This window comes from Chryseobacterium sp. MYb328 (assembly GCF_037572595.1).
Lineage (GTDB): Bacteria > Bacteroidota > Bacteroidia > Flavobacteriales > Weeksellaceae > Chryseobacterium > Chryseobacterium pennae.
Genome location: NZ_JBBGZQ010000014.1, coordinates 89430 through 105100 on the forward strand (window position 1 = coordinate 89430; position 15671 = coordinate 105100).

At 35.8% G+C, this 15671-nt stretch carries 13 protein-coding genes and 4 tRNA genes; 8 read left to right on the forward strand and 9 right to left on the reverse strand.

The genetic code is table 11. From position 1 onward, the window contains the following. The first annotated feature begins 42 nt into the window (after positions 1-42). From WH267_RS14750 to WH267_RS14770, 5 genes are all read left to right on the forward strand, one after another. Positions 43-117: transfer RNA gene (locus WH267_RS14750), tRNA-Pro, on the forward strand. 18 nt (positions 118-135) lie between these two features. Next, positions 136-209: transfer RNA gene (locus WH267_RS14755), tRNA-Arg, on the forward strand. A 106-nt stretch (positions 210-315) separates the two neighbouring features. Continuing rightward, positions 316-390, forward strand: a tRNA-Pro gene (locus WH267_RS14760). Between the two features lie 18 nt (positions 391-408). Further along, positions 409-482 (forward strand) — tRNA-Arg (locus WH267_RS14765). A 193-nt stretch (positions 483-675) separates the two neighbouring features. Next, entirely contained in the window at positions 676-1500 is an 825-nt protein-coding gene (locus WH267_RS14770) for a 5'-nucleotidase, lipoprotein e(P4) family (protein ID WP_340009280.1), read from the forward strand. A 70-nt stretch (positions 1501-1570) separates the two neighbouring features. Here the strand turns inward: WH267_RS14770 and WH267_RS14775 are convergent, their stop codons facing one another. The 9 genes from WH267_RS14775 to WH267_RS14815 all read right to left on the reverse strand — a co-directional run bounded on the left by WH267_RS14775 (position 1571) and on the right by WH267_RS14815 (position 13635). After that, complete coding sequence (locus tag WH267_RS14775) at positions 1571-2629, reverse strand: serine hydrolase domain-containing protein (protein ID WP_340009282.1); 1059 nt, start codon at positions 2627-2629, stop codon at positions 1571-1573. 668 nt (positions 2630-3297) lie between these two features. Next, positions 3298-3930, reverse strand: coding sequence for an MgtC/SapB family protein (locus WH267_RS14780; protein ID WP_340009284.1), 633 nt, complete (start codon positions 3928-3930; stop codon positions 3298-3300). A gap of 115 nt (positions 3931-4045) precedes the next feature. Continuing rightward, positions 4046-4891: an SH3 domain-containing protein gene (locus WH267_RS14785; RefSeq protein ID WP_340009286.1), complete on the reverse strand. Its 846-nt coding sequence runs from the start codon at positions 4889-4891 to the stop codon at positions 4046-4048. 21 nt (positions 4892-4912) lie between these two features. Next, a complete protein-coding gene (prmA, locus tag WH267_RS14790; protein ID WP_340009288.1) occupies positions 4913-5740 on the reverse strand; it encodes a 50S ribosomal protein L11 methyltransferase in 828 nt (275 codons plus the stop codon). A 330-nt stretch (positions 5741-6070) separates the two neighbouring features. After that, positions 6071-6784: a 3-ketoacyl-ACP reductase gene (locus tag WH267_RS14795; protein ID WP_115970934.1), complete on the reverse strand. Its 714-nt coding sequence runs from the start codon at positions 6782-6784 to the stop codon at positions 6071-6073. A gap of 363 nt (positions 6785-7147) precedes the next feature. Further along, on the reverse strand, positions 7148-8713 hold the full coding sequence (locus tag WH267_RS14800) for a calcineurin-like phosphoesterase C-terminal domain-containing protein (RefSeq protein ID WP_340009330.1): 1566 nt from the start codon (positions 8711-8713) through the stop codon (positions 7148-7150). Positions 8714-8753: 40 nt separating this feature from the next. After that, on the reverse strand, positions 8754-10199 hold the full coding sequence (locus tag WH267_RS14805; protein WP_340009292.1) for a SusD/RagB family nutrient-binding outer membrane lipoprotein: 1446 nt from the start codon (positions 10197-10199) through the stop codon (positions 8754-8756). A 10-nt stretch (positions 10200-10209) separates the two neighbouring features. Beyond that, positions 10210-13182: a SusC/RagA family TonB-linked outer membrane protein gene (locus tag WH267_RS14810; RefSeq protein ID WP_340009294.1), complete on the reverse strand. Its 2973-nt coding sequence runs from the start codon at positions 13180-13182 to the stop codon at positions 10210-10212. A gap of 243 nt (positions 13183-13425) precedes the next feature. Next, on the reverse strand, positions 13426-13635 hold the full coding sequence (locus WH267_RS14815) for a hypervirulence associated TUDOR domain-containing protein (protein ID WP_340009296.1): 210 nt from the start codon (positions 13633-13635) through the stop codon (positions 13426-13428). Between the two features lie 203 nt (positions 13636-13838). On the opposite strand from WH267_RS14815, the gene WH267_RS14820 reads away from it, so the two are divergent. From WH267_RS14820 to WH267_RS14830, 3 genes are all read left to right on the forward strand, one after another. Then, entirely contained in the window at positions 13839-14030 is a 192-nt protein-coding gene (locus WH267_RS14820; RefSeq protein WP_115970937.1) for a hypothetical protein, read from the forward strand. A 96-nt stretch (positions 14031-14126) separates the two neighbouring features. Next, positions 14127-14582: a hypothetical protein gene (locus WH267_RS14825; RefSeq protein WP_115970938.1), complete on the forward strand. Its 456-nt coding sequence runs from the start codon at positions 14127-14129 to the stop codon at positions 14580-14582. Between the two features lie 7 nt (positions 14583-14589). Continuing rightward, on the forward strand, positions 14590-15561 hold the full coding sequence (locus WH267_RS14830) for a hypothetical protein (protein ID WP_115970939.1): 972 nt from the start codon (positions 14590-14592) through the stop codon (positions 15559-15561). The last annotated feature ends 110 nt before the right edge of the window (positions 15562-15671 follow it).

Consider the following 15671-nt stretch of genomic DNA (forward strand, 5'->3'; position numbering starts at 1 on the left):
ACCGCAAAAACGAAATAAAATTCGTTAATGATGACCTTTAATCGGGGCGTAGCGTAGTCCGGTCATCGCGCCTGGTTTGGGACCAGGAGGTCGCAGGTTCGAATCCTGCCGCCCCGACTTTTTTCAAGATTTTAAGGGTGCGTAGCTCAGCTGGATAGAGCATCTGCCTTCTAAGCAGACGGTCAAAGGTTCGAATCCTTTCGCGCTCACAAAATAGCTCATATTGTATGTGAGTTTATTTATTTTGATTTTTGAAAGTATTTTACTTTTTTTAAATTAAAACAATGAAGTAAAATTCATTAAAGATGACCTCATCGGGGCGTAGCGTAGTCCGGTCATCGCGCCTGGTTTGGGACCAGGAGGTCGCAGGTTCGAATCCTGCCGCCCCGACTTTTTTCAAAATTTTAAGGGTGCGTAGCTCAGCTGGATAGAGCATCTGCCTTCTAAGCAGACGGTCAAAGGTTCGAATCCTTTCGCGCTCACAAAACCTCATCATTTTTATGGTGAGGTTTTTTGTTCTTAATCTAATTATTCTGTGTGAGAAATACCTGAAAACTTCCATTACTTATTCAGATATTTTCCAAACCAAGACCTTTTACAAAATACCAATCCACATGGAAAATAGTTGTGATACCAATCAAATTGTTTTAATTTTGTATTCTCTATTCAAATTCAATGAAAAATTTCAAGTTCATTATCGCAAGCAGCATTTTTGCTTTGACTCTATCGTGTAAAACAGCAGCTCCGGTTTCACAGGCTTCTGTTCAGAATGTTTCTTATCAGAATCTTGGGCGTGACGGAAAAATATATGCTGCGTTTTATCAGCAACGGTCTGCAGAATATGAAGCACTTTGCCTGCAGGCATACAATATTGCAAAACTCCGTTTGGATGAAGCTTTAGCACAAAAATCAGGGAAACCTTTAGCTATTGTTTCGGATATTGATGAGACGTTTTTAGATAATTCCTATTACGCCGTTGAGCGTGCAAAAATGGGAAAAGATTATGATCAGAAAACATGGGAAGAATGGACTGCCAAAGGGATAGCAACACCCCTTACGGGTTCTCAGGAATTCTATCAGTATGCTGCCGGTAAAGGTGTACAGGTGTTTTATGTTACCAATCGTATAGAGCAGGAACGTGCCGGAACATTAAAAAACCTTAAGAAATACAACTTTCCTGTTCAAAGTGACAACAATCTTATTCTCCGGTCTAAGGAAAGCAGTAAGGAAAACAGACGGTTGGATATTGCTAAAAATTATAATATTGTTTTGCTGCTGGGTGATAATCTTGCCGATTTCTCCAGTCTATTTGATAAAAAGTCTGAAACAGAGCGATCTGCTGCGGTGAAAAACTCTGCGAATGAATTTGGTAAAAAATTCATTATCATTCCTAATGTTGGATATGGGGACTGGGAATCTTCATTTTATCAATATAAATATGATTATACCCATCAGCAGAAAGATTCAATGATGTATAATGCTGTAAAGGCTACTCCTTAACTTATAAAAAAAAACCTCACAGTTTTTATGGTGAGGGGTTTTATTTTTTCTACATTATTTCCAATTCAGGTTATTTTAGAATCTTTTCATAAATTTCATTCAACAGATTCTGTCTCATCTTTGAATTTCTTTGGGTTAGAAGAATGATAATCCCCCATTTTTTTGCTCTGTTATAGCAAATGATGGATGACTGCCCCATAGAGTCTCCTGACTTCAAATAGATTGTATTTTGATCATCTGTACTGATGTTAAGACCTAATCCCATTTCTCTCTTTTCATCTTTATAATAGATTTTCTCAGTGATTAGAGCTGCTTCAGATATTGGGTTTCCTTTCGTCAAAATTGCTTTTAAATAAGTAATCATATCAGATGCACCTGACTTTACCAAGCCTGCAGATGCTGTAACATTCCAATTAAAAAATTCCTGGGCACCTCCATTAGGATTGTAACCTGTTGTTTTGTTTTTTACATTAAATTCTTTTGTGAATGTATGGGACATTTTTAAAGGATTAATTATTTTCTCATGAATGATTTGGTCGTAAGTTTTACCATATACTTTTTCTAATATTTGTCCAAGCAGAGTATATCCAATGGTGGAATAGCGATATTTTCCATAGTCAATAAGCTCAGTACAGTTATTAATTATAGAGGCTAATGACTGCTCAGTAACGTTACTTACAGGCTGCTGTGGATTTTGTTCTATTAATTTGGCAAAATCTATATCAGGTAATCCGGATTGATGAGAAGCTAAATCTGAAATTTTGATCTTATTTTTAATGTTCTGATTTAAAACATACCCTTTTGGAAGATAGCTGTCTATATAATCGTCCAGTTTCAGCTTATGATCCAGAGCGGCTTGCGCAATTAAATTTGAAGTAAGAATTTTAGTAATGGAAGCTATTTCAAATAGTGAGTTTTTATTAATATCAACAGAACTTTCTTTACTTAATTTACCATAAGCTGTGTAATATTCTTTATTATTACTGATAAAGCCAACGCTAATTCCAACTTCCGGATTTTTTTGATAATTGTCTTTTATAATTGAATCAATTTTTTGGGTAAAATCTTGTCCGAAAGAAAAACTGCTGATGAATAATAACAGGGCGAAAAATGTGATTGAAGTTTTCATTGTATCGTTTTTTGAGGTTAAATATTTATTTCGATACAAATGTGTGAAAGAAAAGAATCCTATACGACCGAATAAATACATTCGATCTTATTTGTTAAAAAAATGAGTACAGATAATTTCAAAACCAAGTACGAGTAATTACAAGACACTAAAATACAGATTATTACAAAACCCACTTGACATATCTCTTGTGTTTTCTTAAAGTGCTTTTAAAATATCATTTTGAATTAGAACTTACTTCATACAGCATTTCAAAAGTTTAAAGTGGATCATATCCAGTATTAATTTGTTACTGTAATCTATCATTTTCCTTTCCAAATAACATTATACCTGTCTCCTATACGCTTCACAGCATGAAAATTCCGTTTCAATGGTCTATTTTGCGGAATCAGCTTAACTTTTCGAGAAGTGAACTTCAATTCGTGGTATTTTTACAGTATAATCTTTTACCGGGAAGCCGTTATAAAAGTTAGTTTTAATTATTATTTAAAGAAACATTGATTAAGCATCAATAAAAATCTTTTTTGTGCAAATATTCCTTGTAGCCATTTATGGCTAAACTATACACTTAATCATGTTTGGGTAGGGCTGGTAGTTTCCAGCCCTATTTTGTTTTTAACCACTATAGCAAAACAAAGTCTTTACATGGGCGTAAAGGCTCTTTATCTTTAAAACTTAAATTCATCTATCCTAGGATCATTCAGCAAGGCCTTTGTACAGACTTCATGATTTCTTTTCGCTCCCTGTACCCTCCATATCGCTGTGTACTTTTCTCCACTCCTTACCTGCTTTCCTCTGATTGATTTTAAACCGTTTTCCTTAAAAATATTTTCATATTTCTCCATGATTCCGTCTTCGTAGGTAAGTGTAATCTGATAAATATACCGGGTGCTGATCCTATCAATAACATCCTGAACATATTTAAACATGATAAGTAATAAAAATACAACCAGAGAACCAATGGTAGCCTCCTGGTAATATCCTGCTCCTATTGTCATTCCCAAGGCTGCACAAATCCATATCGTAACAGCCGTGGTAAGACCGGAAACGCGGTTATCTTCTTTAAAGATCACACCAGCTCCTACAAAACCTATTCCGGTGATAATATTAGCTGCAATACGGTCCGGGCTGCCTGATCCCCCTAAATTCTGAGAAAGCATAGTAAAAATACAAGACCCGAGAGTTACTAATATCATAGTCCGAAGCCCTGCTGACTTCAATTGATATTCTCTTTCAATACCGATTATACCTCCTACAATTACAGAGAACAGAATGGGTAGGATATCATCAAGTAAATTCATTGCTCAGTTTTTTTTATGGTTAAATGTATTTGATTTTTTTCAAATGGGAAAGTTCTGTTTTTAAACAAAAAAACCGCTGTACAATACAACGGTTTCATTTATTTTAAATAAAAGATTATTTAAGCCTGTAAGAACTTCCGTTCCAAAGATAAGTTTTGGAAGATCGTTTTTTATGCTCTCTATCTTTTTCATCTACCTCCATATCTTCTACTTTAAGGATAAATACATTAGGAATTCCTCCTTTATCATTAGGGAAAACATATTCTTCACTATGATAATAGGCCCCTGCATCCCCTACATTCATCAACTGTGGAAGCGTTATTAATTTTTTATCTTTTAAAAGAACATATTGATCATAAGTTGCTATTCCACATGCTTCACCAGAAACCATTGCTTTTAAAGTAAACTCTACCTCCTGCAGCTTGTGATTGCTTTCAATACTAAAGGATGCCGTACTCAGTTCCTCTCCTTTTCCGGTATCAAAATATACCTCATCAATCAGAGTATTTCCTTCCATCATTTTGATTCCTGCTATATTCTGCTTATCAATTTCGTTAAATGGCCTGGTTTTCTTATCTATTGTTTTAGACAACCCGAAAAGAAAGTCATATCCATTTTTATTACGATAACCCACGCAAAGATTGCCTCCCCAAACATACCCCTCGGAAGTGGCGTCTCCTTTCTGATATGAAACTTTATACCAATTGGCTCTTCTTTCTCCCAACTGTAAAACCGGAACAGCCTCTTCTTTTTTAAGGATCATTACCTGTTGATTAGTCTGCAGCGAATCTATTATCTGAGCAGTAGTTCCAGGCTCTTTCCTTACTCTGGTCCAGTCTGTAAAGACCTTCTGGCTTTTATTTTCTGTAAAGTTAAAAACACCATCCGCATATACTTCATTTTCCTGTGCAGTAAAAAACTGCAGCAGCAGTAAAAATAAAGCTGTCAATAAGGTTTTCATATTTGTATTTCGTTTTTTTAATTATTTTTCAAGCAGTAGGCTAACCCATTCTTCTCTCTGCAACTGCTTCTTCAGGGTAAGACCACTTTCTCTGCATACTTCCAGAATATCATCTACATCAAAGAAGCAAAGTCCTGAAAGCAATAATTTTCCACCTTCATTCAGGACAGAAACATATGTTGGAATATCTGAGATCAGAATATTTCTGTTGATATTGGCTAAAATGATATCGAAATTTTCATTTCCTAAGTTATCTGCTGTTCCCTGCTCAATGTCTAGTTCAACACTATTTCTTGCTGCATTTTCTTTTGAGTTTTCTACAGACCATTCATCGATATCAATTGCCTTGGTATCTCCTGCTCCCTGTTGCTTGGCATAGATCGCTAATACAGACGTTCCACATCCCATATCCAGGACTTTCTTACCGTTAAAATCTATATCCATCATCTGCTGAATCATCAGGTGTGTGGTAGGGTGATGGCCTGTTCCGAATGACATCTTAGGCTGAATGATAATTTCATGCATTCCCGGTACAGATTCATGGAATTCTGCTCTGATCAATACTTTATCATCAATGTTGATGGGTGAAAAGTTCTTTTCCCACTCTTCATTCCAGTTGATGTTCGGCATTTCTTCAAAAGAATATTCGATTTTTACATTTTCATTGTCAAAGATCGGAAGTGCTTTAAGCTGATCTTCATTAAACAAATCAGTCTGGATATAACCTAAGATTCCGTGAATTTCTTCTGTAAAGCTGTCAAAACCTATTTCAATAAGCTCTGCCATTAATATCTCATTCCAGGGCTGCAGTGGAGAAATCCTGAAGTTGAATTCTAAATAATTTTGCATGTGAATAATTTGCTGCAAAAATACTAATGTTATTACGGTTAAAAAAATGGAAAGGGTAAGTTTTAAATAAAGCTGACAGATTTTGGGTTTTATTCGCTGCCATAAAGCTTTCTTCTATTGAATTTTTATCTCTCACAGATTGTACGGATCATGCAGATCACAATGAACATATTGTATTTTAAGTTTTGGCTAAAGCCGTTGGAATTTGATATTATGAAGAAAGCGGGCTTTAGCCCGCTTTTATTGAATTTCTTTGTGTAAAATTTAAAATTAATTGCATCTAGTTCTTCTATGACAATTTCAAACTTTAAATTCTGAACTTTAAACTTCTTATGGATTTGTAGAGAAAATAGAACCATTAGCGATTAATGCTCTTCTGTTCATTTTCAGGATATCTCTTACCCATTCTGCGAAATCTTCAGGCTGTAATACTTTGTCCGGATTTCCGTCTGTGAGTCCACCCTGGATACTCATATCAGAAGCAATAGTGCTTGGTGTAAGAGTAATCACACGAATATTTTGTTTTCTCCATTCTGCCATCATCGACTGAGATAAAGAAACTACTGCTGCTTTTGAAGCGGCATATGCTGACATGTTCGGACCACCTTTTAATCCTGCAGTAGAAGCAACGTTTACAATATCTCCTTCTCCTTTAGCTTTCATAAATGGATGAACGGCTTTAGCTGCATAGTACACTCCAAATAAATTGGTTTTAATCACTTGCTCCCAAGTTTCAGATGGCATATCTTCAATCGTACCGAAGTCTCCGATTCCTGCATTGTTTACAAGGATATCTACTCCCCCAAGTTTTTCAGCCAAAGCCTCAATTCCTGCTTTTACAGCAGATTCATCATCGATAGTGAATACTGCATAAGCGGAATTTACTCCTAGTTTCTGAATTTCATCAACTGTATTTTTAAGATTTTCTTCATTTCTTCCTGTAATGGCAACGTTCACTCCTTCATTCGCCAAAGCTAATGCTACAGCTTTCCCTAATCCTCTTCCACCACCTGTTACGATGGCATTTTTTCCGTTTATATTCATAGTAGTAATACTTTTATGACACAAAGTTACAAAAGAACATTTTTATGGAATGGAAAGAAAGGATATTTAATAGTTTTTTAATGGTTTTTACATAATCACCAAAGGCACAAAAGATTTAACCACTTAAGCACATAGAAGTTATTGTGCATACTGTTGATAAGAATACTTAAGTTTTATAAAATCATAGATTTTATCTTATTTGAACTTTTACCCAAACTTAGATAAATCTTTATTATTCTAAAACAGCAAAATAATCTTTTGTGACTTTTGTGGTTTAAACTCTTCAATTTCAGCAAAAAATAAAACCGGCTCATGAAGAACCGGTTCTAAAATCTAAAAAAAGTATAGTAAAAAATGAAAAGCTTAAGGAATCTGGATGGCGTTCTGAACTTCAAATTCTTCTGAAGCGGAGAACTCATTTCCATACATATCTACAGCTCTAACCTCAACTTTATGTTTTCCTAAGGATAGTTTTTTAGGAAAATCTGCTTCCCAGATATGTTTTGACATTTCAGGGTTGGAAGGTCTTCTTCCTGGCAAAATTTTCTCGGTAGTATCCCATTTGAAAACGGAAAGAGCAAAGTTTGGGTCTATGGTTTCATCATACTCCATTTCTTCCCATTTGCTGTTGTCTATCCTATACTCTACTTTGTCTTTTTTGCTTCCCATAAAGAAGTTGGCTAATACCTTTGCAGAGGTTTTTGATGGAAATGGAATCACTTTCGGCACATATAATTTGATCTGATAATCATCCGGTTTTCCGGCGGTCTTATATTTTACTTTGTATTGATTATCGGTAAAGCTGATAAATGAATATCCTTTTGCAGTTCCGTCTCTCATAGTAGAGGTTGGAAGTCCGGCATCATCTGCCGTTCCGGAATACCAGTCTCCACAAGTGGTTCCTACGTTATACTCATGCAGTTCTTTTATTCCGTTCCAGCCTGCTTTTTTACCATAGAAAATCTGCTGCTGGATGTGAGTATGTGCTGATAAAAGCAATACATTCTGGAAAGGGCTCAGGAAATCAAATAATTTCTGACGGTCTGCATTTCTGAAACTGTCTTCATTGTGATGCTCCAAAGGAATATGAAAAGAAACTACAATAAGTTTGTTTTTGTCGACCAGTTTCAGGTCATTTTCAATAAATTGAAGCTGATCTTCACGAAATCCACCCCAATATCCTTTTCCGTCTCTTGGATCCGGATACAGAATATCATCTAGGATAATGAAGTGTACATTTCCGAAATTGAAAGAATAGTTTGCAGGTCCGAAATTGGATTCAAAGGTTTCGTCTGAAAATTTATCTTCTTTGGCATCATAGTTCATGTCATGATTTCCCATTACATTATACCAGGGTAATCCCACTTCCTTCATCACATCAGCATAAGGTTTCTGAAGGCTTAGGTTATCGCCTACCAAATCACCCAAACTGATTCCTAAAACTGCATTTTTTTTGGTATTTTTCACTTCGTTTACAATTCCTCTTTTAAAGTAATCCAATTCTTTTTCTGTATAAGGCTGAGGATCACCAAAAACCAGAATATCAAAATTTTTGTTTTCATTCTGTTTATAAAGTGGGAAATTTAATTCTTTGGGAAGTTCTCCGGTTGGGGCAACTCCTTTATATTTAAAATCTGCCGGAGATCCTTTCATTTTATGGTGGTAGTAAAACTGAGGAAGGTTATTGCTATTTAAAGCAGTCTGATATCCTGACGGTTTGATCACAAAAATAGTATGGCCATCCTGGATCGGAAGACTGTAGCGTCCGTTTTTATCGGTTAATACCACCTGTACTCCATTGGAAACGGCTACTCCTTCTACTCCTTTTTCGCGGTTTTCTTTCTTCTGGTTTTTATTAAGGTCTTCAAATACATATCCTGAAACAGAAGACTGAGAAAATACCATTGCTGAAACCAGCATACATGGCATTAAAAGTTTTTTATTGATACTCATTTTTTCTTTATTTAAATTATTTACTCCACCATACTTTTACATTGATATTATCACCACCCATCTGCTGCACTGCGGCCTGATAATTTTCTGAATTTAAAACTCTTGAGTTTGGCGGATACATCAATCTTTGAGGAAGTTTTCCTTCATTCAAAAGCCCACCATTATCAGGGAGTGTCGGAAAACCTGTTCTTCTTTTTTCAAACCATTGCTGCTGGTCTACAAAAAAGAGTGCTATGTATTTCTGAAGCATTATTTTTTCCATTCCTCCTGTTCCATATGCTACCACCGGATTATCGAAATAGTTTGCAGGAACTACAGCTCCCCACTGTTCAACAGAAGCTTTTACACCATTTTCATAATAGGTCTTTGCATTCCCCTGGATAATCCCTTTAAAAGCAAGCTCTGCAAGGGTAAACTGAAGTTCTGCATACGGATATACAAAGATTTTCAGAGGGGCTTTTGCAAGGTTTTGGTTAAAATTGGACGGCTGAACATTAAACACTGTTCCGAAAGCATATCCTGAAGGGGCTCCAAAGTATCCGATATTATTCCCTTTTAAGTCTTTTGCCTGAGTAAAAAACATAGGACCACGGGGATCATTATTAGCTTTCAGGGCATCTAAAAAGAATTCTGAAACAGCTCTTCCCGTTGTAAAATCCTGATATCTTGCAATAGGTGGCATCAAAGGATTAATTCCTGTAATATCTACCTTTACTCCATCAGCATTGCTTTGAAAAACAGGATAGACAGTAGGATTATTTATAATTTCCTGTATCCTTTCTTTAACGTTTATTTCTCCATCTTTGTTCAGTATTCTTGTCAGAAGTCTAAGAGAAAGTGAATTACAGAATTTTTTCCAACTGACAATTCCGTTGACATCTGTATCTGCTTTGAAAAATAAATCTCCTCCGGTAAGGATTTTGCTAGTGAAGAGAGAGTTTGCAGCTTTTAAGTCATTCAATAGCTGGATGTAAATATCTTTCTGTTTATCAAACTTTGGTTTTGAGATGACATCATCCAGTCGTGAAGCTTCAGAAAAAGGAACATCGCCGTAGGTATCGGTAAGGTTGGAATAGATCCATGCATTTAATACCATTGAGATTGCCATATAGTTTTTATCGCCTTCAGCAGTTGCAGCTTTTTTAAGATCATCAACCTGTTTCAGCCATCTGTAAGAATTATTCCAGAAACCATTTCCTGTATTTTCTGTCACGTAATAACGACTCAATGAGTTTCCTTCGTTTGGAAAATCCAGAGAAACCTGCATAATATCAAAGGTAAAGTCATTGGCTCTGTTGTATCCCACTGCAGCCATATTGTACTGGATAGGAACCAGCAAAGCGCTGGCCACAGGTTCATTAATTCTGCTTGTATCTTTATTGATCTCATCAAGACTTCTGTCACATGAAACGGTACTGCTTATCAGAGCAAGAAATGAAGATATATAAATTAACTTTTTCATTTTTTTCATTTTAAAATTTAACATTTAACTGAATCCCTACAGTTCTTGCCTGAGGTAACTGTCCCATTTCAACTCCCGGCACGATGGTAGAATCATCCAATGTAGCTGCTTCCGGATCGAATAGTGGGAACTTGGTCCACATCCAAAGGTTTCTCCCGTATAATGCTAGCGTAATATCTGTAACTTTTAAAGGTTCAATGATCGATTTCGGAAAAGAGTAAGAGATTCTGGCATCTCTCAGTTTAATGAATGAGGTATCAAATGAATTGGTTTCCACATTCGCTCTTCTGTAATAGTCTCCATAATAACTGGAAACAGAAATTCCCTTTGTATTAGGTGAAAAAGTACCATCAGGATTCTGAACCACTCCCTGTCCTACGATCAAGCCACCTGGATTGTCTCTTCCTGCGAGAGTATGGGTGAGTTTTCCCTGCTCAGACATTTTATGATGAGAATGTGAGTAGGCCATTCCTTTATACTGCCCGTCAAAAGAGAAACTTAGAGTAATGTTCTTATATCTGAATTCATTCTGAAGACCTGCTCTCCATTTTGGATATGCATTTCCGATTTTATTGATGTCAGTTGATTTCATGGTCAGCCCGTCTTTATCATAGATGACCTGCCCATCTGGTGAGTACACTAATCCTGCTCCATACATATCTCCAAGCGAACCTCCCACTACAGCATTATAAAACACCACACTTCCTACGCTTGCCATGGTATAAGGTTTCCCCTGGAATTCTTCAGGAAGGGAAAGAATTTCATTTCTGTTCATAGACCAGTTAGCACTCACGTTCCATGAGAAATTTTTATTCTTGACCGGATAGGCATTCAATGTCATTTCAAGTCCTCTGTTTCTCAGCTCACCGGAGTTGATGATCCTTTTATTGTATCCTGTTTCATACAGCATCGGAATAATAATAGACTGATCTTTTGAATTGTTCTGGTATGCTGTAAAATTGAATGTCAATCTGTTTTTCAGGACTGTAAAATCCATCCCGGCTTCAATATTGGTGATCATTTCCGGTTTAAGATTTGGATTCTGGAATAATAAAGGAGATTCTACTGATCCTACAAATGAACTGTTTTCATAATACTTATCAAGCATATAAGTGTAGGTATCATTTCCTACTTTGGACCATGACAACCTCAGCTTCCAGAAGTTCAGATTATCTGATTTTATTTTGAAGATATCTGATAATACAAAAGATGATGATACGGATGGGTAGAAATAAGACCTGTTTTGACTGGGTAAAGTACTGCTCCAGTCATTTCTTGCTGTCACATCCAGAAATATCAGATCCTTATAGTTAAAGTTAGCCAATGCATATACACTGTTTACCTGCTTGTCATTAGGTCTTGGCAGTTTATATTCTACCTGAATACCGTTAGAAAGCTGATAAAGTCCTACTTTATTCAGTCCGTTGGCTCTGTAATCGTTCATGGTATATTCATGATATCTGATGTTTCCTCCTGCAGAAGCAGTCATTCCAATGTTTCCGAATTTATTTTTATAGGTGAACAAGACATCATTATTCAGGTCCATGTATCTTATATATTGCTCTCTATAGAAGCCTTTCAGGTAATTCGCGGAACTCCAGGGTCTTCTTTGGGTACGCAGTTCATTGTTCCATTCCAAACCGGTTTTATAAACCACATCAAGGTTCTTGGCCAGCTGGTAACTGATATTAATATTTCCCGTAATTGTTTTCTTATTGGTTCCGTTAAGGTTTTCATAAGCAATCAGATAAGGGTTATCGATATAGGAACTGAAAGGATGAACCTGTTCAATCTGTTCCTGGCCTTTTTTCCAGACAGGTCTGTACCATGCAAGATCTACGTTCGGATTCTGGAAGATCATGAAGTAAGAGATAGACTGGTTGTTGTACCCTGTTGCCGGGAGATTGTCACTTTTTGTCTGGCTGAAGTTAATCTTGGTTCCTATTTTCAGTCTGCTGCTAAGCTTATGATCTAAAGATAATGCCGCACTGAACCTGTCGAAGCCTGTATTGGGCATCATCCACTCATTTTTAAGATAGGTAAGTGAGGTTCTGAAAGCTGTGGTTTCGTTGGAATGCTCTACAGCCAAACTGTTGGAATAATTGGAACCTACCTGCCAGAAATCCTTGATATTATTGGTATAAGGTTTCCAAAGCTGTCTTTCCTTACCTTGTGTTTCTATATCCGGATCATACTGAAAATAGTATTGGCCGGCAAACTTTGGTCCGAATGCACTGCTGGTAGAGCCGGTATTGATCCCATCAACGGAATTTCCGTAAGAATAGTAATAATTTCCGTTTTTATCTTTCTGTTGGGTTCCCTGCCCATATTCATACTGATAATCCGGCCATTTCAGAACGGAATCATAATTTGTATAGGAGTTAAAGCTTATCTGAACTTTTCCTTTTTTACTCTTCCCGGATTTTGTAGTGATCATGATGGCTCCCCTGGAACCTCTGGAACCATATAGTGCTGCTGCACTAGGACCTTTCAGGATAGAGATAGATTCAATATCATCCGGGTTGATACTATTGAAACTGTCTCCGTAATCGATAGGTAAATCACCACCTGAACCTGCTCCATACGCTGATGTTCCGGTTCCGGTTTTATTACCACTCAAAGGAACCCCGTCTACAACAATCAGAGCATCGTTGTTTCCCATATTCATTGAAATATCGCCGCGAAGTGTGATACGGGTTGTACCTAATGGCCCAGCTCCGGCAGTCTGAATCTTTAATCCGGCTACTTTACCTTCCAAAGCCTGTGCCCAGTTATTGTTCTGGGTTCTTAAAATTTCTTCAGATTTAACAGTCTGGGTAGAATATCCCAAAGACTTATCATGTCTTTTGATTCCCAAAGCAGTCACTACTACTTCATCAAGTCCTTTAACAGTATCTTTTTTTGCTTTCTGCTGAGCTGTCAGACTGGCACTGAATAACCCTAACAGCGACAAAACCAACACTTTTTGTACCTCTTTACGCATATCCTTTTTGTTTGCGCAAAATTAAAACGACATTATGAGTATGGTTTTAATAGTATTTTAACGTTTATTAAATGTTTACTGAATACAACATTAAGTATTCCTTAACAAAAACATTTATTTCACTGATTAACAATCGCTTAAAAAATTAATATTTTTTAACACTCTTTTGAAGTTCTGTTTATTTGTGTATCTTTATTGTCTTGCCTTGAGATAATAGTGAAATCCAAAGAAGGATTTCTTCAATCAGATTTTTGTAAGTGCGGAACCTTTATGGGCGGCAATATGATCTGATTTATCACTTTTGATCTCATATTGCGGGCTCTCTTCTGTGGCATGATGGATATATCCTTTGTAATCAAAATCTTTGGCATGAACTTTAATAATAGTTCCGGATACTCTGCCCACCTCTGAATTCCAGCTTACTTTATCTCCTATTTTGAACTTTGTTTCCATACTGTTTATGTTTAAAACGGCCAGAATAAAGTTACAGTATATATTAATATAATGTCCTATTTTTTGGTTACAAAAAACTGCACCTGATTTTATTTTCGGCTGAATTCCCCTTTGCAAAAGCAATTTAACATAATAAATTAATCACACATTATTAGAGTTATTTAATTTAAATTCTATACATTTAAACTTTAAACAAAATAATTATGAAAAAGCAAAAATCAATCAAGAATCTTGAAGCAAAAGGACTAGGTAATTTTACTAAAACGTTTGGTAAAAAAGTATTCGGAGGAGAAGGAGCTCCTACAAGATCAATTAAAGAGATTGTAATTACAGTACATCATTTACAGGAAGACGATGATGCTCCAATTGACCAAACAAATGATGGTCCTTACTAAGAAATTTAAATACATTTTTTAATTGGCTACCTCAGATTAATCTGAGGTAGTTATATTTTTACTCTATTTTGTTTTTCAAATTTAATTCTGAACGATATGTATAAATTAATAATAGGTATCTGTATCCTTTTTTTATACAGCTGTGGCACTAATAAATTCAACCGATTATCTAAGTATAATTCATTTGAAAGAGAAGGGGATTATTACCGGTTTAAAAATGATTCTCTGGATGTAACCATGCTCATATTTGGAGGGTTTGAAATGGCTGAAAATAAAAAAGAATTCGATTCTATTAATAAAGTCTTGCACCAGCCTACCCATAAATACAAAGGTGACAAATTGTTCTATCTTCAAAATTCCACATATAAAACATATGATTGCGCTCTGCTGGTTGAGAATAAAAAACTCCCGGAACAGATGAAAGAATCAAAACAATTCATTACTAAAACTATACAGTGTGGTAATTCTGCACTATCATTTAAAATATCCAGAACTACATTTGACGAAACAATGCAATTTTATTTTAAAAATTTCAAATGCTTGAAAGAGTAATTTTACTATGGTTTTAATTATATCAAAATCTGATGATACCCCAACCGAGCAGGTTGCCAATTGGCTGAATACATATAAAGTACCTTTTTTTGTTCTCAATGAGAATATTTATGATGTTTTAGAAATTAATTTCAACAGCGGAGAAATATTTATTGGGGGGTATTCTATTGATATGTTTAAAGTGGTCTGGTTTCGAAAATTTCCCTATGCTCTGCAGGAAAGCCAAAAAAAAGATATCAGAAACAACTTATACTTTTCACTCGTAGAATACAATTTAATTGAAGCCAGAGCCCTTCGTGAATACCTATTCTTTGAATTAAAAAAAAGAGATGTGGTATGGTTGACGAATCCCTTTTTTATGACCGAAAACAAACTTATTCAAATGCAGACAGCAAAAGCCTGCGGACTTTCGGTTCCTGAAACTTTCATTGTCAATAATAAGAAAAAAGTCAAAACACTTGTAAACTCAGGGAAAGAACTTATTACGAAACCATTTGAAAACTGTGTCAATTTCAGGTCGGAAAACCGGTTTATTACGATGCAGACTACTGCGGTAAATGATAAGCTGGATGCCATTCCTGATTATTTTAGACCAGCACTTATTCAATCAAAAATTGAAAGGCAGTTCGAAATCCGGGTATTTTATCTGCTGGGAGTGTTTTTTTCTACGAAAATAATTACCAACGATAATACGATGGTAGATCACCGTATTTCTGTTGCGAATGACGACTGTCGCTTTGAAATCTACCAGCTTCCAAAAGATGTGGAAGAAAAGCTCCGTCATCTGTTAGATACCTTTCAGTTAAACTGCGCTTCCGTAGATCTGATTGTAAACACCCGGAATGAACACTATTTTTTAGAAATAAATCCTGTGGGTCAGTTTACTTACCACTCCGTATTTAATAATACTTATTTAGAAATTGAAATTGCCCTTGCCTTAAAAAAATTATTAAAAGAATGCAGCATAAAAAATACATAAACCTCATCCATCCCCTATTGGACGATCAATTTGCAGAAACCCTTAAAAAATTCACTTCGGAAAAGGAAAGGTACAGGGTTATTTCTCATAAATACAATTCTATAAACTAT

Excerpts from the sequence above, each read along its gene's own strand:
- WH267_RS14770 (WP_340009280.1), top strand. The coding sequence starts at position 676 with ATGAAAAATTTCAAGTTCATTATCGCAAGCAGCATTTTTGCTTTGACT.
- WH267_RS14775 (WP_340009282.1), bottom strand. The coding sequence starts at position 2,629 with ATGAAAACTTCAATCACATTTTTCGCCCTGTTATTATTCATCAGCAGT.
- WH267_RS14780 (WP_340009284.1), bottom strand. The coding sequence starts at position 3,930 with ATGAATTTACTTGATGATATCCTACCCATTCTGTTCTCTGTAATTGTA.
- WH267_RS14785 (WP_340009286.1), bottom strand. The coding sequence starts at position 4,891 with ATGAAAACCTTATTGACAGCTTTATTTTTACTGCTGCTGCAGTTTTTT.
- prmA (WP_340009288.1), bottom strand. The coding sequence starts at position 5,740 with ATGCAAAATTATTTAGAATTCAACTTCAGGATTTCTCCACTGCAGCCC.
- WH267_RS14795 (WP_115970934.1), bottom strand. The coding sequence starts at position 6,784 with ATGAATATAAACGGAAAAAATGCCATCGTAACAGGTGGTGGAAGAGGA.
- WH267_RS14800 (WP_340009330.1), bottom strand. The coding sequence starts at position 8,713 with ATGCCATGTATGCTGGTTTCAGCAATGGTATTTTCTCAGTCTTCTGTT.
- WH267_RS14805 (WP_340009292.1), bottom strand. The coding sequence starts at position 10,199 with ATGAAAAAGTTAATTTATATATCTTCATTTCTTGCTCTGATAAGCAGT.
- WH267_RS14810 (WP_340009294.1), bottom strand. The coding sequence starts at position 13,182 with ATGCGTAAAGAGGTACAAAAAGTGTTGGTTTTGTCGCTGTTAGGGTTA.
- WH267_RS14815 (WP_340009296.1), bottom strand. The coding sequence starts at position 13,635 with ATGGAAACAAAGTTCAAAATAGGAGATAAAGTAAGCTGGAATTCAGAG.
- WH267_RS14820 (WP_115970937.1), top strand. The coding sequence starts at position 13,839 with ATGAAAAAGCAAAAATCAATCAAGAATCTTGAAGCAAAAGGACTAGGT.
- WH267_RS14825 (WP_115970938.1), top strand. The coding sequence starts at position 14,127 with ATGTATAAATTAATAATAGGTATCTGTATCCTTTTTTTATACAGCTGT.
- WH267_RS14830 (WP_115970939.1), top strand. The coding sequence starts at position 14,590 with ATGGTTTTAATTATATCAAAATCTGATGATACCCCAACCGAGCAGGTT.